We start from the raw sequence: 19,419 nt of genomic DNA, 5'->3' as shown, positions 1-19,419 counted from the left end.
TGGTGGGCTCCAGGAATTTGGTAAGCAGGTTGAAGCAGGTGGTCTTGCCCGCGCCGTTCGGTCCGATCAAGGCATGGATCGAACCGCGACGCACCTGCAGGTCCACCCCGCTGACCGCTGAAAAGCCCTTGAAGGACTTGGTCAGGTTGCGGACTTCCAGTACGTTGGTGGTCATCTGATGCGTAAAAGAATGCGTGGTTGGCTCCCCTCTCCCGCGTGCGGGAGAGGGGTTGGGGGAGAGGGCAGGCCGTCAATCGACCCACCACCCAACCCGATGCGCGTGTTTTACTTCTTCACCAGCGAGCAACGCGATTGCGACAGCGGCTGGAAGGCTTCTTCGGCCGGCACGGTGGCCACGAGCTTCAGGTAGTCCCACGGCGTCTTCGATTCGGCCGGCTTCTTGACTTCCATCAGGTACATGTCGTGCATCATGCGGCCGTCGGCGCGGATGTAGCCGTTCTTGGCAAACGCATCGTTGATCTTTGCCTTCTTGAGCGCGGCCATGACGGTGTCGGAGTCGTCGCTGCCGGTGGCCTGCACGGCCTTCAGGTAGTTCAGCACCGCCGAGTACGTGCCGGCATGGACCATGTTCGGCATGCGCTTCATGCGTGCGAAGAAGCGGGTGCCGAATTCGCGTGTTTGCGGATTCAGGTCCCAGTACCAGGCATCGGTCATCTTCATGCCTTGCGTGAGCTTCAGGCCCAGGCTGTGCACGTCGCTGATCGTCATCAGCAGGCCCACCAGCGTCTGGTTCTTCGGCAGGCCGAAGTCGTTGGCGGCCTTGATCGCATTGATGGTGTCGCCACCGCCATTGGCCAGCGCCACCACCTGTGCTTTCGAAGCCTGCGCCTGGAGCACGAACGACGAGAAGTCCGACGCGTTCAGCGGGTGCTTGACCTGGCCTACCACCGTGCCGCCCGACGACTTGACAACATCGGCCGTGGCGGTCTCCAGCGATGCACCGAACGCATAGTCGGCGGTCATGAAGTACCAGCTCTTCAGGCCCTGCTTGACCATCGCCTTGCCGGCCACGTTGGCCAGCGCGTACGTGTCATATACCCAATGCACGATATACGGCGAGCATTCCTCATTGGTGTGACGCAGGTTGGCGCCGCCGGTGATCAGCGAGATGCGCTTTTTCTCCGACGCAATGCGCGAGACGGCCAGCGCGACCGACGAGTTCGGCAGGTCGACGATGGCATCGACGCCGTCGCGGTCGATCCATTCACGCGCCTTGGCGCTGCCAATGTCGGCCTTGTTCTGATGGTCGGCGGTGACCAGTTCGATTTTCTTGCCGGGCAGGCCATTGCCGAAGTCCTCGATAGCCAGCTTCGCTGCTTCAACGGAACCCTTGCCGGCGTAGTCCAGGTACACGCCCGACAGGTCGGTCATCACGCCGATCTTTACGGTATCGCCGGAAATGGCTGCATTTGCCGCGCCGGCGAATATGGTCAGGCTGAACGCCAGGGCAGACAACAGGGTGGCTCGCTTCATCTTTTTCTCTCCGTGGTGGTGTGGCTTGAAATCTGGCTTACGCTGCCATGTGCGGGTAGCGGTATTCGACCGGTGGCACGAACGTTTCCTTGACGGTGCGCGGCGATACCCAGCGCAGCAGGTTCAGCGGAGAACCGGCCTTGTCGTTGGTGCCGCTGCGCCGCGCGCCGCCAAACGGCTGCTGCCCGACCACGGCGCCGGTTGGCTTGTCATTGATATTGAAGTTGCCCGCGGCAAAGCGCAACGCATCGGATGCCTGCGCAATGGCAGCGCGATCGGTGGCGAAGATCGCGCCGGTCAATGCATAGGGGCTGGTGCCGTCCACCAGCGTCAGCACTTCGGGCCACTGCTTGTCGGCGTAGACGTAGACGCTGAGCACCGGGCCGAACAGTTCGGTTTCCATCAGCGTGTGGCGCGGGTCGTCGACTTCGAGCACGGTCGGCTCGATGAAATACCCGACGCTGTCGTCGCCCTTGCCGCCACTCACGACCTTGACACCGCTGTCATCGGCAGCACGCTGCAAATGACCGTTGATACGGTCAAAGGCGCGGCGGTCGATCACGGCACCCATGAAGTTGGTGAAGTCGGTCACGTCGCCCATGCGGATCGTTTCGACCATTGCCACCAGGCGCTCACGAACCTTCGGCCACAGCGACGCCGGCACATAGGCGCGCGATGCGGCGCTGCATTTCTGGCCCTGGTACTCAAACGCGCCACGCAGCAGCGCCACTGCCAGCGTCTCGGCATCGGCCGAGGCGTGCGCCAGCACGAAATCCTTGCCGCCCGTTTCGCCGACCAGACGCGGATAGCTGCGGTAGCGCGACACATTGCGGCCGACCTCGCCCCACAGCGTGTCGAACACGGCCGTCGATCCCGTGAAGTGGATACCTGCCAGTTCCGGCCGTTCCAGCACCGCATTGCTGACCGCCACCGGATCGCCCGGCACGAAGTTGATCACGCCCTTTGGCAGGCCGGCGGCTTCCAGCAGTTCCATGAACAGGTAGTTCGACAGCGATGCCGTGGCAGCCGGCTTCCAGAGCACCGTGTTGCCCATCAACGCCGGTGCAATCGCGAGGTTGCCGCCGATGGCGGTGAAATTGAACGGTGTTACCGCGTAGACAAAGCCTTCCAGCGGACGGTACTCGAGGTGATTGCGCAGGCCCGGCGACGAGATCGGCTGACCGGCCGCCAGTTCATGCGCGAACTGGACATTGAAACGCAGGAAGTCGATCAGCTCGCAGGCCGCGTCGATTTCAGCCTGGTATGCGGTCTTGCCCTGGCCAAGCATCGTCGCGGCATTGAGCTTTGCTCGCCACGGACCGGCCAGCAGGTCGGCCGCCTTGAGGAATACGGCCGAGCGCTCGGCCAGCGTGGCTTGGCTCCAGTCACGTTGCGCGCCGACGGCCGCTTCGATGGCGGACTGGATCGTTGCATTGTCGGCGTTGTGGATTCTGCCCAGCAGTTTGGCGTGCACATGCGGCGCGCGTACGTCAGCGGTGCTGCTGCTGGCGATGCGCTCGCCGGCTACCACGGCGGGCACGTCCAGGATGCGGGTTTGTTGTGCGTCCAGTTCCGCGATCAGCGCGGTGCGTTCGGCTGAGCCGGGCGCATACGACAGGACTGTTTCATTAGTGGTTTTTGGATAGGAATTGTTTGCAGACATATACGCTGTAATTGCTATTGGATATCTAAATTTCTAAATTGGATCCAATATAGCAGCGCAAATATTCAGGCACAATAGGGGCTTCACTCGAATCGCACACCGATCTCCAGCACCTCCCATGTCCACGCAACCGGGCCGCGCAAGCGCTCCTACCAAGGGTTTACCCCAAATCATTCGCGACCAGCTTCGCTACGAAATCCTGAAAGGCACGCTCGCTGCCGGCGTGCAATTGCGTCAGGACGCCTTGGCGGAACGCTTCAACGCGAGCCGGATTCCCGTGCGGGAAGCCCTACGACAGTTGGAAACGGAAGGGTTGGTGACTTACCAGCGCAATCGTGGCGCGGTGGTGTCCGGCATGGATGTCACGCAGATCTGCGAACTGCTCGATATCCGCGTGGCACTGGAATGCCATGCGGCGCGGCTCGGTGTGCCGAACATGGTTCAGCAGGACTTCCAGCAGATGCAGGAGATCCTCGACGCGTACTCGAAGTCGGAGTCGCTGGTGGAGTGGGCCGAGTACAACCGGCGCTTCCACCTGGCGCTATGCGCGCCTGCCAACAACCGCAAGCTGCGGCGGCTGATCGAGGAGTTCTGCCTCAATACGGACCGCTACACGCACGAGCAGATGTCACTGGCTACCGGCAAGGAAGGCCCGCAATCGGATCACTACAGCATCCTGGAAGCCTGCAAGGCGCGCGACGCGGAAAAAGTGGCTGAACTGCTCGAGGAACACATCCTGGAGACCAAGCGCAACCTGCTGGCCAGCGAACGGATGAAGGAAGAAGATTGATTTGGTTTTCTCCCCTCTCCCGCGTGGCGGGAGAGGGGAGCAAAACAATGCGGTGCTTTAACCCGGATGCACCACCACCAGCAGCGCGGTTGCCACGCTCTTGCCCGGGTTGGCAATCGCATGCGCGACGTCCGCGCCGTAGCGTGCCGTCTCGCCATGCTTGAGCTTCTTCTCGTCTCCCCCTGATCGCACCGTCATCGCACCGCTAAGCACCGACAGGTGTTCCTGCGTGCCGGTGTCATGCGCATCGGATGCCAGCACGCCGCCGGGCTGGATCGATAGTTCGTACCATTCGAAACGCCCCGCAAGGTCGATTGGCCCCAGGATGCGCAGTTCGCAGCGCGTGTCCGGGCTCTTGAGCGCCGGAATCGCATGCGGCTGCACCACGGTGATGGCCGGCGCCGGTGCGGCCGCGCCTTGCGCCAGGAAATCGGTCAGGCTTACACCCAGCGCGTTCGCCAGCCGCCACAGTACCGCTACCGTGGGATTGGCCAGGTTCCGTTCGATCTGGGAAAGCATAGACTTGGAGACACCGGCGCGTCGCGACAGGTCGTCCAGCGACAGTTGCTGGCTTTGCCGCAGCGCCTGCAGTGCGCTGCCAACCGCAGGTGGCCCTTCGGTGGCGGCTGGCGGTTTGGCGGGGGAGGGTTGCGTCATCGACATCTGTTCGTTATAGTGCACGACACGTTCGTTATATAGAACACGTTCGATTTATCGATCGAATGATCCGAGACACTACCACCGGGAGTCTGGCCATGTCGAGTGCCGAGGCTTTTTATGCATCGATCCGTGCGGAACTGGATGCCATCCGCGACGCTGGGCTGTACAAGCGCGAGCGAATCATTGCCACGCCGCAGGGCGCAACCATCCGTACCGCGGACGGCCGCGAAGTCATCAACCTGTGTGCCAACAACTATCTTGGCCTGTCGGCGCATCCGAAGGTGATGGAAGCCGCCCATGCGGCGCTCCGCACGCATGGCTACGGCATGTCTTCGGTGCGCTTCATCTGTGGCACGCAGGACCTGCACAAGCAGTTGGAACAGCGCCTGGCGCGCTTTCTGGGCACCGAGGACACGATTCTCTACGGCTCGGCGTTCGATGCGAATGGCGGCCTGTTCGAAACACTGCTTGGGCCCGACGATGCGGTGATCAGCGACGAACTGAATCATGCGTCGATCATCGACGGCATCCGCTTGAGCAAGGCGCGCCGCTATCGCTACAAGCACAATGACCTGGATGACCTGCGCGCGCAACTGCAGCAGGCCGATGCCGATGGCGCGCGCTTCAAGCTGGTTTTCAGCGATGGTGTGTTCTCGATGGACGGCACGGTGGCCCGGCTCGACGAGATTCGCAAGCTCTGCGATGAATTCGGTGCGCTGCTGGGTATCGACGAATGCCATGCAACCGGCTTCATGGGCCAGCGCGGCCGCGGCACGCATGAGGCGCGCGGCGTGTTCGGCAAGATCGACATTATTACCGGCACGCTCGGCAAGGCATTGGGCGGCGCATCGGGGGGCTTCACTTCAGGCCGCAAGGAGGTGGTGGAACTGCTGCGCCAGCGCTCACGCCCCTACCTGTTCTCGAACACCGTGGCACCGGCGATCGTCGGTGGCAGCATTGCCGTCCTGGACCTGCTCGAAGGCAGCACCGAACTGCGCGACAAGCTCGAGCGCAATACGAAGTTCTTCCGCGATGGCATCGTGAGGCTGGGATTCGATATCAAGCCGGGCGACCATCCGATCGTGCCGATCATGGTCTACGATGCCGAGAAGGCGCAGCAACTGGCCGAGCGGCTGCTCGAACTGGGTGTCTACGTGGTGGGCTTCTTCTATCCCGTGGTACCGAAGGGCCAGGCGCGTATTCGCGTGCAGTTGAGTGCGATACACGATGAAGGCACGTTGCAGGTGGCGCTCGACGCGTTTGCAAAGGCTGGACGAGAGCTGGGGTTGATTCAATGACTGCACCCAAGATCCTGATCGTTGGTGCCAATGGCCAGCTCGGCTCGGAGCTCGCATTGGCACTGGCGGAGCGCCATGGGCGGGAACAGGTGGTCACGTCGGACGTGGTGCCGACCAGTCGCCACGTGCATATTGCCCATGAAATGCTGAACGTGACCGACCGTGGTGAATTGACCACCGTGATCGAACGCCACGGCATCACGCAGATCTACCTGCTGGCGGCGGCGCTGTCCGCCACCGGGGAAAAGGCGCCGCAATGGGCCTGGAACCTGAACATGACGGGCCTGCTGAACGTGCTCGAAGCCGCGCGGCACCACGGCATCGAGCGGGTATTCTGGCCCAGTTCGATCGCCGCATTCGGCCCCACCACGCCGCGCGTCGACACGCCGCAGAAGACAGTCATGGAACCGACCACGGTCTATGGCATCTCGAAGCTGGCGGGCGAGGGCTGGTGCCGCTGGTATCACGAGAATCATGGCGTGGACGTACGCAGCGTACGGTATCCGGGCCTGATCTCGCACAAGACGCCGCCCGGCGGGGGCACCACGGACTATGCCGTGGATATCTTCCATTACGCCGTACGGGGCGAGGCCTATACCTGCTTTCTCGAAGCCGATGAACGGTTGCCAATGATGTACATGCCGGATGCGATTCGCGCCACGCTGGAACTGATGGAGGCGCCAGCCGAAAGCGTACGTGAACGCGGCAGCTATAACCTTGCGGGCATGAGTTTCACGCCGGCCGAGATTGCGGCCGCGATCCGTCAGCGTGTGCCCGGCTTCGAGGTCCGCTATGCACCCGACTATCGGCAGACCATTGCGGAGGGCTGGCCCGATTCGATCGACGACAGTGCCGCGCGTAGCGACTGGGGCTGGCAGCCACGCTTCGACCTGCGACAGATGGTCGACGACATGCTGGCGAACCTGCGCGCGACGCAGGCTGTCACTGCCGCCTGAACTATTCTTGACGGGGTTGTCCGGGCCAGTAGGCAAAGCGCCATGCCGCGTAGCTGGTGGCCTGGGAGAAATGGTCCTCGCCAGCGTGAAAGCCGTCGCGCTTCAGTGGTCGCGTCTCGGACGCGCTATGCACGCCCAGGAAGCCGTCGCCGGGTGCCTGCAGATATCTCCAGTCCGCTCCGGTCATCGGGTCGCGCCAGGCGCGGCGCAGCCAGCGCCGCGTCTGTCCGGTGCGCCGGTCTTCCACGAGGTCGTCCAGCGTTTTCGGATAGCTGCCGTCGCCATTCTCGACGTATTGGCGGATTGCTTCGCGGATTTCGGCGCCGACGTGGCGTAACAGGAATTCCTGCTCGCGCTGCACACGCGCCTGCCAGACCTCGCCGATCTTTATCATGCCGATGCCGGTCACGGCGACCATGGCCAGGCACCACAGCAGTGTGAAGCCCGCCTGCCTGGCGCGCAGTACGCGCCTAGAAGTCGCGGTACGGTGTGCCGTCATGCGCCTTCCCCTCGGCCGAGCTACGGATATCGAATACGCCTTGCATGGTATCGCCAGGAACGTCGTGGATTGCTTCGGGATTCGCCGGAGGCGGTACCAGTTGCCAGCCATTGGCACTGCGCGTGATCGGGTCCAGCGGAATCTGGCGCAGGTAGGATTTTTCCACCAGTGTGTCCAGCGAGCTGGGGTAGTGACCGGTATCGGCGTGGTAGCGGTCGATGGCCTCGCGCATGGTCAGCAGGTTGTGCCGTAGCACGGTTTCCTCGGCGCGTTCGGTCTGGGTGGCATAGCGCGGCACGGCCAGCGTCATCAGTACGGCCATGATGGCCAATACAACCAGCAGTTCGATCAGCGTAAAGCCGCGGCGATTGCTTCGGGAAGAAAGGGCGCGCATCTTACCAGTCCCGGTAGCGGATGCCATTCAGGCCGACCTCTGTCGATCGTGAATGGACATCGAACACGTCATCGCCGGCTTCGGGCGCATCGGGCGGGCTCGCATACGACCGCAGTCCCCACGTTTCGGCCGCCGGCAGTCCGGGGCACGCGCACATCGGGTCGCGTGGAATCCTGCGCAGAAAGTACAGCTTCGCTGCGGCCGGGTTGCGGATATCGGTCACTCCGTCGGTCAATGCGGACAGTGTGGCGGGGTAACCCGACGCTCCCACCATGCGGGTCATGCGGCCACCCTCGAGGGCGGCCTTGTGCGCATCGATTGCATTGCGGATCTGCCACAATGCCTGGCGCAGCTCGGTTTCGCGCGCCTGCCGGGCGGTCAGGCTTGCCAGGGGCCACGCCACCAAGGCCAGCGTGGCGAGCAGCGTCAGCGTCACCAGCATCTCGATCAACGTGAATCCGGCGCGGCCGTGACGGTATGTCATTGCGTTTGCTCGATGGTGGGTGCTTCGGCCAATGCGGGCATTGGCTTGACGGCTTGCGCGGGGCGGGCAGCCGTTGTCCTGGTCTTTGCCGCGGGCGTGCGCGGCGTGGCTTTGTCGGGTTGAGTGGACTCAAGTGCGAGCGGAGCGGTAGTGATCTGGGCCAGCGGACCGCTGTTGAACCGCGTGACATGGGCTGCCGGCACCGGGAGATTGCGCACGATACGCGGCGTGATCAGCAGCACCAGTTCCGTCGAGGAGTCCTTCTTGTAGCGGGTACCGAAGATGCGGTCGAGTACGGGCAGGTCGCCGAGGCCGGGAATGGCGTGACCATTGCCTTGTTCCATGCGTTGCAGCAGCCCGGCCAGCACCTGGGTTTCGCCGTCGCGGGCCGTCATTTGCGTCTCGGCCTTGCGCGTGCCGATCTGGTAGGCCATCAGGCCGGTCTGCGTCTTGATCGTGTTGACCACGTTCGATACTTCCAATGCCACCTTGACGCCGATCTCACCGTCCTGCGTCAGCGTGGGCGTGACGTCAAGTTGCAGCCCGACGTCCTGGTAGGCGACCGATTCGGTCACCACGCCGTTGCCATTGACCGTGGTCACCACGGGCAGCCGGTCGCCAATCATGATCTTGGCCTTCTCGCGGTTCTTGACGCGGATACGCGGATTGGCCAGCAATTCCCCCTGGCCAGTCTGCCGGGCCAGGTTGGCTGTCAGGACCGGGTCGCCGAGGTTGACGCCGATGTTGTTGCCATTGAGATTGCGCAATTCGTTCCAGGTGACGACGCCGGGCAGCTTGGCCGCACCGGAAACCGACGCGGAGATGCTCGACGGATACCGGATTCCCAGGTTGAGTTCGCTGTTGCTGTTCACTTCCAGCACTTGCACATCGAACATGACCTCGGACTGCGGCAGGTCGTGCGCGGCCACCAGGCGCTCGGCCACGGCGATGGACTCGGGTGTGTCACGAATCACGAGCATGCCAAGCCGCTCGTCCACGTATACGTCCTTGCTCTTCACGATCTGCTTGAGCATGGCCATGACCTGCTTGGGGTCGGCATTGTTCAGGTAGAACGTACGGGTGGTCAGGTCGCGATACTGCTGGACCTTGTCCGCGGCCCTGGGATAGATCAGCAGCGTGGTGTCATTGAGCAGCTTGCGGTCCAGGTTGTTGGTCCTCAGGACCAGGTCGACGATGGCTTCCACCGAGGTGTCTTTTGCCGATACCGTGGCGCGCAGGTCCGGCGGCACATCCTTGTCCAGTACGAAGTTGAGTTTCGACATGGAGGAGATCGTGGTCAGTACGCTCGACAGCGGCTGGTCGCGAAACTGCACCGAGATAGGCTGGCGCAGTGACGCGGCCAGGCTGCGCGCAGGCTGCTGGATGTCCGCTGCCTGCACGGCCTCGAGTTCGAGGCGCAGCGCGCGGGCGCCGGTGTGGCGGGGGTCCAGTGCCAGCGCCTGGTCGACCTGCTCGAGTGCGGCGGTACTGTCAGCGGCTGCCTGTTCCCGACCCTGCTGCAGCAGGTCTTCGATTTCCCGGCGTGCGGCGGCGCGGGCGGCGCCTTCCTGCGCGCGTGCGTTGCCCGGATCGAGCGACAGTGCTTCGGCAAACGATGCCGCTGCGGCATCGGGTGTGGTGGTCTCAAGCTGGTGCATGCCCTGCAGCACCAGCGTCTGGACGCGTTTCTCGCGCTCAACCTGCAGCCTGAGCTGGTTGGCGGTGTTGTCTGGTTTAGCCGCGGCGGCTGCCGCGGCCTGCGCCAGCGCAGCGTGTGGGCGCTCGCCGGTGCGCGCGCCCTTGCCGGGCAGGCCGGCGCATCCCGTGAGGGTCAATGCGCCAAGCGCCAGGAAGCTGCACTGCAATCTGTACTGCAATCGCACTTTCAAGTGAATCTCCTGCGTAAATCAAACAAGCTGCCGACAAGCTGCCGGAATACGTAAGTCAGTCGGCGGGGTAGCGTTCGATAAAAAGGTCGCGGCGCTGGCCGGTGGCGAGCTCCGTGATATTTGCGCCGGTCGGGCCCACGGCATTCAGGCGATAGCCTCGCCAGTGTTGTCCGGGCTGCAAGCTGCCCGGTGCATCGCAACCCGAACAGGCGATACGTGAGGCGTCGGCGTGGTTCAGCATCACCATGACGCCGCGGCTGTCTTGCCAGATCGCGCTGATCTCCAGCGTCGGGCGTGGCGGCGTGACGGTATCCGGCGGCAATGCAGGATCGAATGTCGGCAAGGCTTCGTCGCCGGACGGCGCCCTGGCACCGAGCCGCCATTCGGGTAGCCTGAACAGGTCGGCGCGTGGCACGTCTGCCAAGGGTGCGGCTGCAGCAACTGATGCGGTGGACGCAGCGACTGAGGGGGCGACTGAGGCGGCGACTATCCGGTTACGGTCGACATGCTTGCGCACGGATGGCATGGAATCTGTGCTGGTGTTGTCGATCCATGCCAGATACGTGGTGGCGCAGGCAGTGGCCAGCAAAACCAGCAGCAGCGGACGGATGGCGGTCACGATGCGGTCTCCACGAGATAGCTGAGGTTGACGAGCGCATTGACGGCGCCACGTTGATCGCCCGAACGAACAAACGATACGGACTCGACGCGTGCGCCCGGCAGCCGTTCCACGGCATCAAGGTATTCGCGCAGCGCGGGATAGTTGCCGTCGATCGCATAGCGCAGCGTATGGCGCACCAAGCGTTGGCCGGCTTCAGGGCGCGACGTGAAGTCGATCTCGGTAAGGGCGATGGAATGCAATAGCGCGAGTTCGGCGTTCTTGCGCAGGAAGTTCGTGTACGTTGCTGCCGCGGGCATCGATTGGCTTGCCGTATCCGCGTGTACACGAGCGGCATCGTTCTCCAGTCTTGCGCTGTCGTCGATCAGGGCAGTCAGGGACGTCAGCCGCATCGATTGCGCGGCGCGTTCGGGCCGGATACCGCCGAAGAGCGCAAGCGATGCGCCGAGGATCAGGCAAAAGCCAACCAGACCAAAGCCGCTGCAGCAATGGCAGGCGTAGCGTAGCGTCCAGTAGAGCCGGTTCACGGTGTGGCCTCCTGCCAGCGCAGTTGCAGCGTGGCTTCCACACTGCCGCGGCCGCTGGCGTCGGTGTTGCGCTGTTGGCGAACCAGCTGCACGTTCTTGAGCTGTGGCGCGGCGTTTAGCGCGTCGATCAATGCCAGTAACGAGGACTCGTCGCGCGCCTCCAGTTCGACCCGCTGGCTACGTGTATTGCCGTCGACGTCGATGCGCGCATATGACACGCTGTCGGATGCGGTCCGCTCGAGCCAGTCGAGCGCTGGTGCCAGCGGCTGTGTTTGCCGGTGCAAGATTTCGGCGCCGGGGCCTGCCGCGCGCCGGGCATTGCGTTCGCCGGCAAGTTTGCGTTTGAGGGTGGTGTGCGCGGCCTCGGCCTCGGCAACCGCGCGTTCCACGGCGCGCAGCGCCACCAGGCCATGGATGGCCCACGCGCACATGGCCAGGCCGATGGCCAGCACCGCCAGGCCTGCCACGCCTTGGCGCCGCCGCCGCGGCAGGAATTCAGGGAGATCGGCTGTCATGGGTGGGCCTTCAAGGCTGGCAGGTGGGGGCCAAGCCAGTGGATCCGGGTTGGCATGGCGGACCTCGCGTGCGGGTCGGTCTCGCTGATCAGGACCAGGCTCGCGGGCACCTGGTTGCCTGAGCCGAGCGCAAGGTTGACCAGCCCGGCCTCGACGAGGGTCAGGTCTTGCGAGGTGCCGGCCAGCGTCGTCATGGCGACTACGGCTGCCTGCTGGCGTAGCGCGTAGTACAGCGTGCCGTGCTCGTGGATGGCGATTGCAGACGCCGCAGCCGGCAGCACGCGGCGGTAGCGGTGCAGCGCGTGCGTGAAGGTGGATGTCACGCTGCGCAGGCGCACATCGTGGCGCGCGGCACGCTTCTGCAAGGCCTCGATCAGTCCGGCATCGGCGATCGCCGCCAGCCGTGGTTTGCCGTAGCGGGCGTGTCCCAGCGCGATGTGGCATGCGTGCTGCTCGATACCGAGCGTGTCGCAGGTGGCGCGGGTCCAGCCCAGCCAGTCCTCGTCGGAAACCAGTCGGGTCTGCCAGGGTACGGCGACATGCCAGACCCATGGATGGCCGAGCCGGACCGATACAGCTTTGCCGCGCGCATGCGGCAGCAGGGTATCGACGGCATCCAGCATCGCATCGATCCCGGCGGCAACGTTGTGGTAGCGGGCCGGTGCGTCAATGGCCATGCCACGCGCCTCGGCCCGCAGGCAGAGCGCATCGCGCAGCAGCCAGAGACCGAACTCACTCGGTGAACGTGACACGATTGGCCTCCTGCAAGGTGGTGACGCCGTGGGCGACGAGTTCCAGCGTGGCGTGGCGCAACGAGCGGAAGCCGCCCTCGCGTGCGATCCTGCGCTGCGCTGCCGAGGGGGCTTGCCTGAGCATGGCGTCGCGTTGCCGGTCGTCGATGCGTAGCACTTCGGTGACGGGGCGGCGCCCAAGATAGCCCGTGCCGTGACAGGCATCGCAGCCGCGTCCTGCGCGCCATTGCCAGTCCGCGACGTCCGTCCGGCTCAGACCGGAGCGGATCAGCAGCGCTTCATCGGCCACCGCGTCGACCACGACCTCTTGTGCGCAGTGCGGACAGACGGTGCGGACCAGTTGCTGGGCTACCACCCCGATCAGGGATTCGACCAGGCTATGGGGCGTGATCCCCATGTGCAGGAAGCGGTCTAGCACCGAGAAGGCACCATTCGCATGAACACTGGTCAACACCAGGTGGCCGGTCAATGCGGCCTGCACGGCAATCGCGGCGGTCTCGCCGTCGCGAATTTCCCCGACCAGGATCTTGTCCGGGTCGTGGCGCAGGATCGAGCGCAGGCCACGCGCGAATGTCAGGCCCTTGCGATCGTTGACCGGGATCTGCAGGATGCCGGGCACTTCGTACTCGACCGGGTCTTCGATCGTGATGATCTTGTCCTGGCCAGTATCGAGTTCCGACAACGTGGCATATAGCGTGGTGGACTTGCCGGACCCGGTTGGCCCGGTGACCAGCAGCAGCCCATGGGGCATTGCCGCAAGCGCCCGGATGGCGTTCACGGCATGGTTGGCGTGACCGAGCCGGTCAAGCCGCAACCGGGCGCCATCGCTTGCGCCACGCTGCTTGTCGAGCACCCGCAATACCGCATCCTCGCCGTGAATCGATGGCATGACCGAAACCCGGAAATCGACTTCGCGACCCGCCACCGTGGCCTTGAATCGCCCGTCCTGCGGAATGCGCCGTTCGGCGATATCGAGCTCGGCCAACACCTTGATCCGCGAGATCGCCTGTTCGGCCGTGTCATGGCCTTGCACCGTTGCGGCATGCAGCAATACGCCATCGACCCTGTAACGCACCGCCAGCCCTTCGGGCAGCATTTCGAGGTGGATATCAGACGCAGCCACGCGCAAGGCGTCATAGAGCGTGGAATTGACCAGCCGTACCACAGGGCTGGTGTCCTGCGCGAGGCTGGCCAGCGAAATGCCGGGCCCGGCATCGCCCTGATGGGCTTCATCGGGGCCAGCCGCGACCTGGGGAAGTGCGCGCTGGCGAGTGCCATGAACCGCCAGCGCGGCTTCCATGGCGGCACTGGCCACCACGGCTTCGATGTATGGCTGCCCAGCGCTGGCAAGCTGTCGCGCCAGACGTTCGCGGATGGCGAGTTGGGTGGGGTCGGTCAAGACCAATGTCAGCATCGGCGTGGCCGAAGCAGTATCCATCGGCGCCAGCAGGCAACCGTGCCGCATGGCATCGGCGTAAGGCAACAGGTCGAAACGGGGCGTGGCCGCAATCAGGGCGGTAGCGTCAAGTACGGGCAAGCGCAGCAGCTTTGCCACGTGCGCGGCGGCAGCGTCGCCATCGACGCCGGCGGCCTTGGCCACCAGCATCTGGAGATCGGCTTCCGGGGAACGCATGCGAAGCGCGTACAACTGATGCAGCGAAGGCAGGGTGGCGGCTTTCGATGTCACGCGGTTCATTGCATGCTCCCCGCCAGTTCGAAGATCGGCATGTAGAGCAGGAACACAATGCCGCCCACCAGCACACCCACCACCAGCATCAGTAGCGGCTCGATCAGCCTGGTGGCGGTATCGATGGATCGATCGAGCGCTTCGTCACAGAACTGCGCGGCCCGTTCGCACATCTCGGGCAGTTCGCCGCTGCGCTCTCCGACGCGCAGCAGGCGCTCCGACACCGGTGTGGTCAGGCCGTGGCGCGACAACGTATCCGCCACGGGAAGGCCAGTCTCGATATCGTCGATGGCGCCAGTCATGGCTGTGCGCATAGCGGTGGGAAGCAGTGGTGCGGCCAGGCGCAGGGCCGGTACCAGCGCCATGCCTCCGGACAGCAGCAGGCCACTGGTGCGGTAGAGTTTGGTGAGCGCGAGCAGCCGCTGGAGTGCCCCCAGTTGTGGAATTCGCCATGCCAGCGCGCCAAGGCGCCGCGGCAGGTTCGTGCGTCGCGCCGCGCCGATGAATACCAGCAGTCCCGTGACCATGGCAATGCCAATCGTGCCGCCCCTGGCTTCCACGGTCTGGCCCCACCAGAGCAGCCAGCGCGCGGCTGCCGGCAGTTCGCGCATCGACGCGTAGACGTGGCTGAAGCGTGGGATGACAAGGAACAGCAGGAAGCTCATCACGCCCGCGCCGATGGCGATCACCACGGCCGGATAGATCATCGCGCTGACGGCCTTCTTGCGTACCGCGCACAGGCGGGCCTCATAGTGGTGATAGCGCGATAGTGCTTCGGCAAGGTGCCCGGCGCGCTCGGCCGAAGCAACCGTGGCGATGTAGAGCGCCGGAAATGCATGCGGCAGCCCGGCCAGCACGCGCGACAGTGGCAGTCCTTCATGGAGACCGTGGACGATGCGGTCGAGCACATGGCGGGTGAGATTTTCCGGCGATGCCATGGTTTTGTCGCGCAGCGCTTCCACGGACTCGATCAGGGACAGACCCGCGTTGAGCAGGGCAATCAGTTCCTGCGTGAACAGTGGGGTCGAGAATGGCGCGGCGTGGCGCAGGCGCAGTACGCCGCGGCAGGCCACTACGTGTTCGCCGCTTGCCGCGTGGCGGCGGGCTTCGACGGCGTTCGGCGCAGTGACGATGCGCTCATGGAGCTGGCCGTGGCGGGCGATGGTCAGGCGGTATTGCATGCGTGCCTCACCATGTCAGGTCGGCGGCGTGGCCAGTGCCGCCGGGCTTTTCGTCGGAGCCCGTGGAGAACAGGTCGAAGTCCTTGTCGGCGGTGCCCGGTTGCCTGTAATGGTAGGGATGGCCCCACGGATCCGCGGGAATCTCGCGCGTCAGGTATGGCCCTCCCCAGCGCTGCCGGCCTTCCACGGGCATTGTCAGCAGTGCTTCGAGGCCTTGTTCGGTCGTCGGGTAGCTGCCCATGTCGAGCCGGTAACGTTCCAGCGCATCGCCCAATGCCTTCAGTTGGCCGGAGGCCGTCTTGACCCTGGCCTTGTCCAGTTCGCCGAATAACCTGGGTCCGACATAGCCGGCCAGCATGGCGATGATCAGCAGCACTACCAGCAACTCCAGCAACGTGAAGCCAGTTGCCCGGCGTTTGCCGCTGCGTGTGTTGTGACTCGGTAAAGACATAGTGAATCCCGAAAAACCAGAAAGCCGTCGACGATGCTGTGCATCGACGACGGCATGGGCGGTGGCGGTGGTCATCCGGTCACCGCAAGGGCACTGCCAGGGTTAGCGCTTGATGCCTTCCATCACGCCGATCAGCTCGCCGTTGTCGTCACCGGCAAGGTTGCTGGCGAAGACCCCGGCCGCACGTGTGTTGCGCACCACGCCGATCTTGTCCTGCACGAGCTGCTTGTTGTCGTAGGACCAGAAGGTCCATCCGTCATAGCGCCATGCACCCTTGCCGCTCGTATCGAGATAGGAGCTGAAATTGCGCAGTGCCTTGATGTCGCGGTAGTCGCGCACGCTTTGCGTGAAATCGCCGTTGATCGGGCTGCCCGCCATCCAGAGTCCCTTGCTGTTGCCGGGACGGACGTTGGTCCAGCCATGACCGTGGAACGGGATGCCAAACACCAGCTTCTCCTGCGGCAGTCCGGCGTTGTAGGTATCCCAGATGGTGCCCGTCAGGCTGCGCTGCTTCATCGTCGGAACGTTGGTCCAAGGGCTGCCCTGGCTCATGCGCAGACCTGATGCGTGCCCGGTCTGGCCTTTCCACGCACCGACAAAGTCGTAGGCGCGGACATTGATCCAGTTCAGTTCGGTCGCGATGGCAATGGCCGTCTTTTCCACGGGAATGTCCTCGGCCACATTCAGGCTGGCAGTCAGCAGGTAGTTGCTGCCCACCTGATTCAGCGCATCGCGGAAGGCCTGTACGAGCTTGAGATAGTTGTCCCAGTCGATCGGATTGGCCTTGCTTTCGCGAATGTCGTCCCGGTGGGGCGACAGCCATTCGAGGTTGATGCCGTCGAACACGTCCTTGGCCAGGCCTGCCCCGCCAGTGCTGGACTTGCTGGCAGCCAGATTGCCCTTGATATAGGTATCGACGCAGCTTTCGGCCAGTGCCTTGCGACCCGCCCCGGTGTTGGCCGCCTGGGCGAAGCGGTCGTTCAGGCCAGCGCCACCGATCGAGATCAGTGTCTTGACCGGGTATGCCTTCTTGAGCTTGAGCAACTGGTTGAAGTTGCCACCGAGCAGATGCTTCATGTCCGCGTCGGCCTTCCCGTCAACCGATTCGGCTGCCGTGAAGCGTTTGCCATAGTCGGCGAACGGGTCGCTCGGGCTGCGCGTGGTGCCGGTCTGGCAGCGGTAGAGGCCGTCGTTGCCACGATGCAGGCTGGCATGGCCGTAGTTCAGGTAAGTCAGCCTTCTTGCCGCACCGGTCTTGACGATGTCGCGAACCAGATAGTTGCGGCTGTAGATGGCATCCTGCATATAGGTGCCGCCGAGCTGGCCGGCCTTGGGTGCCGGCACCTTCGTGCGCGGCGTGGCTGGTACATCGCCGTCATCGGGATCCTGAGGGTCAACGGGTTCCACCGGGTCGGTCGGGTCGACCGGATCAACCGGGTCGACGGGGTCGACGGGGTCAACCGGGTCTTTCGGATCTACCGGATCTACCGGATCTTTTGGATCCACCGGGTCCTTCGGATCCTTTGGGTCCACCGGGTCCACCGGGTCCTTCGGTTCCGTCGTGGAGCTCTTCCCGATGGTGAGATCGAGTTCGATGTCGAGGGTGCGCTGCGACTGGTCAGCCATGTCGCCAACGGCGTTGCGCACGGCGATCCGGTAGGGCAGCGCATTGCGGAAGCGCGAACCAAGACTCGGCTGGAGCAAGCCCTTGTTGTCGTCGGGGTGGAACTCGAATACCAGAGTTTCCACGGCCTGGCCCGGCTTGGCCAGGCGGCATGCAGCCGGCGTGGCCTCGCCGCTGCCATCGTTGCTGGCCGACTTGTACGCACGCAGCGTAATCGCGATAGCGGTGCCGTTCTCGTCCGCGGCCGGCACATTGAACCGGTCCGTCATGCCGCTCGGGCAATGGACCGTACCGCTATCGGGCCCCGTCCTGTTCATATGCGTGGTGGTGGCATACCAGCCGCTACGCCCCTGGTCGGCAGGCATCGGCAGGACGAAACGCGTGGTCTTTGCGTCAACCCTGACAGGCGTCACCTCGGGGTTGCGATGAACGATATCGACGCCAACGTTGAACGTCTTCAGCACCGGGCGATTCGGAAGATCGTTGGCAATGGCCTGGATGCCGGTGCGGTGCCGGACCTGCGTCACGTAGCGCGTGCCTGGACGCAGCCTCGGGTTGTCCGCTGGTTCATACCAGACCACCAGCGTGCCGGGGCCCGCCGGGCCTCCATGTGCATTGATCTCGGTGCGCACGCCGTCGTAGCCAGTGCCCGTGGTGTTGCGTTGGGCACGCAGTCGCACGGTTTCGAGCGACCCCGGTCGCGAGGTGTCCTCTGCCATGACCTCAAGGATTGAGAACTTGCCCTCGACCACCGGCCGGTAACTGCGGCCAGTATCGTAGCCGGCCATTTGGGTAACGAAGTGAACGCTGGTGCGTTCCTTGTTCGGCACCACATAGGTCACCGGTGCGGGGGTAGCACCGGCCGCGACCGAGAGCTGCAGATCCGGCGTGGCCGACGGCGCGACATATGCGCCGATATCGAACCACAACGGCGCGCGCGGACTCCACGCTTGCCCGAAGTAGATTGGATGGTCCACGCCGGGTTGCTGGCCGGGGTGCGCGAACCGCTCGTTGCTCCAGACGCGCTTGCCGAACTCGACGCAGTACTGCGGAGGGTAGGCGTCGGCGGGCTTCCACGTGTCAACGTAACTGCATTGGTCCGGGCTGGTAGGGCGGGCGGCAATCGCGCTGTTCATGCCGCATACGAGCATCGCCAGGGCGGCCGACGAGATCGCCGCCTTTTTTGGGAAGGTTTTTTTCGTTTCCATGTTCGAGGAAGGGGTTTGGTCACGCCAGAACCGGTTCGGCGCTCCGAATCTATTTGTGGTGTGCGGGGCGTCAAATAGGAGGAATCCGAAAACACGGGTCGTTTGCGCCTGGCAGGGCGGACTGAACGATTCCTGTGTGCATCGAACGATGGCGTGGTCACCCGCCGAAGAACGCATGTGCCCGATAATCCTCTCGTGTTGAACTAATTCGCAAGAAAATCATTTGCATCCTAATTAATTCACGTCTATCATTCGACCCATGCCACAAATCGACGCCCTCCGATTCGCCTTCACCGGCCAGCTGATGCTGTCCGGCCGTCAATGGCGACAGATCAGCCAGGCTGCAGTGACCGCCCACGGCATTTCCGCCGCCGCCGCCGCGCCCTTGCTGTTTATCCGTCGCCTTGGCGGCGGTGTGCGCCAGGTGACACTGGCCGACTACGTTGGCGTGGAAGGTGCGACGCTGGTGCGCCTGGTAGACCAGCTGTGCGCGGCCGAGCTGGTGCGCCGCGAGGTGGATCCCAGCGACCGGCGCGCCAACGTGCTCTCGCTGACCGAGGCTGGCGACCGCATGGCCGAGCTGATCGAGGTGGAACTGAAACAGTTGCGCGCCGAGGTGTTTGCGGACATCAGCGAAGCCGACATGGCTGCATCGCTGCGCGTGCTCGACGCGCTGGCGCGTGCCGCGGCATCCGCATCGTCGTCGGGCAAGCAGGAGTCGTGATCAG

20 protein-coding genes are annotated in these 19,419 nt (G+C 64.0%); 4 read left to right on the top strand and 16 right to left on the bottom strand.

The genetic code is table 11. The features are described from left to right. From ACO550_RS35975 to pruA, 3 genes are all read right to left on the bottom strand, one after another. Positions 1-175 (bottom strand): ATP-binding cassette domain-containing protein (locus ACO550_RS35975; RefSeq protein WP_315597149.1); only part of this gene is annotated, 175 nt, incomplete at its 3' end. Positions 176-285: 110 nt separating this feature from the next. Beyond that, entirely contained in the window at positions 286-1,494 is a 1,209-nt protein-coding gene (locus tag ACO550_RS35970) for an ABC transporter substrate-binding protein (protein ID WP_315597145.1), read from the bottom strand. Between the two features lie 37 nt (positions 1,495-1,531). Continuing rightward, the gene (gene pruA / locus ACO550_RS35965; protein ID WP_315597144.1) at positions 1,532-3,157 is read right to left on the bottom strand and encodes an L-glutamate gamma-semialdehyde dehydrogenase; all 1,626 of its coding nucleotides are present in this window, start codon (positions 3,155-3,157) and stop codon (positions 1,532-1,534) included. 118 nt (positions 3,158-3,275) lie between these two features. Here pruA and ACO550_RS35960 point away from each other — a divergent pair, with 118 nt between their 5' ends. Further along, positions 3,276-3,947 (top strand): GntR family transcriptional regulator, encoded by a 672-nt coding sequence (locus ACO550_RS35960; protein ID WP_315597143.1) that lies wholly within the window; start codon positions 3,276-3,278, stop codon positions 3,945-3,947. Between the two features lie 57 nt (positions 3,948-4,004). Here the strand turns inward: ACO550_RS35960 and ACO550_RS35955 are convergent, their stop codons facing one another. Further along, complete coding sequence (locus ACO550_RS35955; protein WP_315597142.1) at positions 4,005-4,604, bottom strand: helix-turn-helix domain-containing protein; 600 nt, start codon at positions 4,602-4,604, stop codon at positions 4,005-4,007. Positions 4,605-4,702: 98 nt separating this feature from the next. On the opposite strand from ACO550_RS35955, the gene kbl reads away from it, so the two are divergent. Both kbl and ACO550_RS35945 read left to right on the top strand, forming a co-directional pair. Next, a complete protein-coding gene (gene kbl, locus ACO550_RS35950; protein ID WP_315597141.1) occupies positions 4,703-5,905 on the top strand; it encodes a glycine C-acetyltransferase in 1,203 nt (400 codons plus the stop codon). Next, entirely contained in the window at positions 5,902-6,861 is a 960-nt protein-coding gene (locus ACO550_RS35945) for an L-threonine 3-dehydrogenase (protein ID WP_315597140.1), read from the top strand. Before kbl ends, ACO550_RS35945 begins: the two co-directional genes overlap by 4 nt. 1 nt (position 6,862) lies before the next feature. Here ACO550_RS35945 and ACO550_RS35940 read toward each other — a convergent pair whose 3' ends face one another. The 12 genes from ACO550_RS35940 to ACO550_RS35885 all read right to left on the bottom strand — a co-directional run bounded on the left by ACO550_RS35940 (position 6,863) and on the right by ACO550_RS35885 (position 18,691). Then, on the bottom strand, positions 6,863-7,360 hold the full coding sequence (locus ACO550_RS35940) for a type II secretion system protein (RefSeq protein WP_315597139.1): 498 nt from the start codon (positions 7,358-7,360) through the stop codon (positions 6,863-6,865). Beyond that, a complete protein-coding gene (locus ACO550_RS35935; protein WP_315597138.1) occupies positions 7,332-7,754 on the bottom strand; it encodes a type II secretion system protein in 423 nt (140 codons plus the stop codon). Before ACO550_RS35935 ends, ACO550_RS35940 begins: the two co-directional genes overlap by 29 nt. A 1-nt stretch (position 7,755) precedes the next feature. Next, positions 7,756-8,238 carry a prepilin-type N-terminal cleavage/methylation domain-containing protein gene (locus ACO550_RS35930; RefSeq protein ID WP_315597137.1) on the bottom strand — a complete coding sequence of 161 codons (483 nt, stop codon included), beginning with the start codon at positions 8,236-8,238 and terminating at the stop codon, positions 7,756-7,758. Further along, positions 8,235-10,121 (bottom strand): secretin N-terminal domain-containing protein, encoded by a 1,887-nt coding sequence (locus ACO550_RS35925; protein ID WP_315597148.1) that lies wholly within the window; start codon positions 10,119-10,121, stop codon positions 8,235-8,237. Before ACO550_RS35925 ends, ACO550_RS35930 begins: the two co-directional genes overlap by 4 nt. 61 nt (positions 10,122-10,182) lie before the next feature. After that, positions 10,183-10,746 carry a hypothetical protein gene (locus tag ACO550_RS35920; RefSeq protein ID WP_315597136.1) on the bottom strand — a complete coding sequence of 188 codons (564 nt, stop codon included), beginning with the start codon at positions 10,744-10,746 and terminating at the stop codon, positions 10,183-10,185. Continuing rightward, positions 10,743-11,273 (bottom strand): hypothetical protein, encoded by a 531-nt coding sequence (locus ACO550_RS35915; protein ID WP_315597135.1) that lies wholly within the window; start codon positions 11,271-11,273, stop codon positions 10,743-10,745. The genes ACO550_RS35920 and ACO550_RS35915 overlap by 4 nt, the downstream gene beginning before the upstream one ends. Beyond that, the gene (locus ACO550_RS35910) at positions 11,270-11,788 is read right to left on the bottom strand and encodes a hypothetical protein (RefSeq protein WP_315597134.1); all 519 of its coding nucleotides are present in this window, start codon (positions 11,786-11,788) and stop codon (positions 11,270-11,272) included. Before ACO550_RS35910 ends, ACO550_RS35915 begins: the two co-directional genes overlap by 4 nt. Beyond that, positions 11,785-12,540, bottom strand: a complete 756-nt coding sequence (locus ACO550_RS35905) for a hypothetical protein (RefSeq protein WP_315597133.1) — start codon at positions 12,538-12,540, stop codon at positions 11,785-11,787. Before ACO550_RS35905 ends, ACO550_RS35910 begins: the two co-directional genes overlap by 4 nt. Further along, complete coding sequence (locus ACO550_RS35900) at positions 12,521-14,236, bottom strand: GspE/PulE family protein (protein ID WP_315597132.1); 1,716 nt, start codon at positions 14,234-14,236, stop codon at positions 12,521-12,523. The genes ACO550_RS35905 and ACO550_RS35900 overlap by 20 nt, the downstream gene beginning before the upstream one ends. Further along, positions 14,233-15,408, bottom strand: a complete 1,176-nt coding sequence (locus ACO550_RS35895) for a type II secretion system F family protein (RefSeq protein WP_315597131.1) — start codon at positions 15,406-15,408, stop codon at positions 14,233-14,235. The genes ACO550_RS35900 and ACO550_RS35895 overlap by 4 nt, the downstream gene beginning before the upstream one ends. A 7-nt stretch (positions 15,409-15,415) precedes the next feature. After that, positions 15,416-15,859: a type II secretion system major pseudopilin GspG gene (gspG, locus tag ACO550_RS35890; RefSeq protein ID WP_315597130.1), complete on the bottom strand. Its 444-nt coding sequence runs from the start codon at positions 15,857-15,859 to the stop codon at positions 15,416-15,418. Between the two features lie 102 nt (positions 15,860-15,961). Next, positions 15,962-18,691 carry a glycoside hydrolase family 18 protein gene (locus tag ACO550_RS35885; RefSeq protein WP_315597129.1) on the bottom strand — a complete coding sequence of 910 codons (2,730 nt, stop codon included), beginning with the start codon at positions 18,689-18,691 and terminating at the stop codon, positions 15,962-15,964. Positions 18,692-18,950: 259 nt separating this feature from the next. On the opposite strand from ACO550_RS35885, the gene ACO550_RS35880 reads away from it, so the two are divergent. Next, complete coding sequence (locus tag ACO550_RS35880; RefSeq protein ID WP_315597128.1) at positions 18,951-19,415, top strand: MarR family transcriptional regulator; 465 nt, start codon at positions 18,951-18,953, stop codon at positions 19,413-19,415. Positions 19,416-19,419: the final 4 nt, after the last annotated feature.

This window comes from Cupriavidus sp. (assembly GCF_057315035.1).
This window is presented reverse-complemented; position numbering and strand designations above follow the sequence as displayed.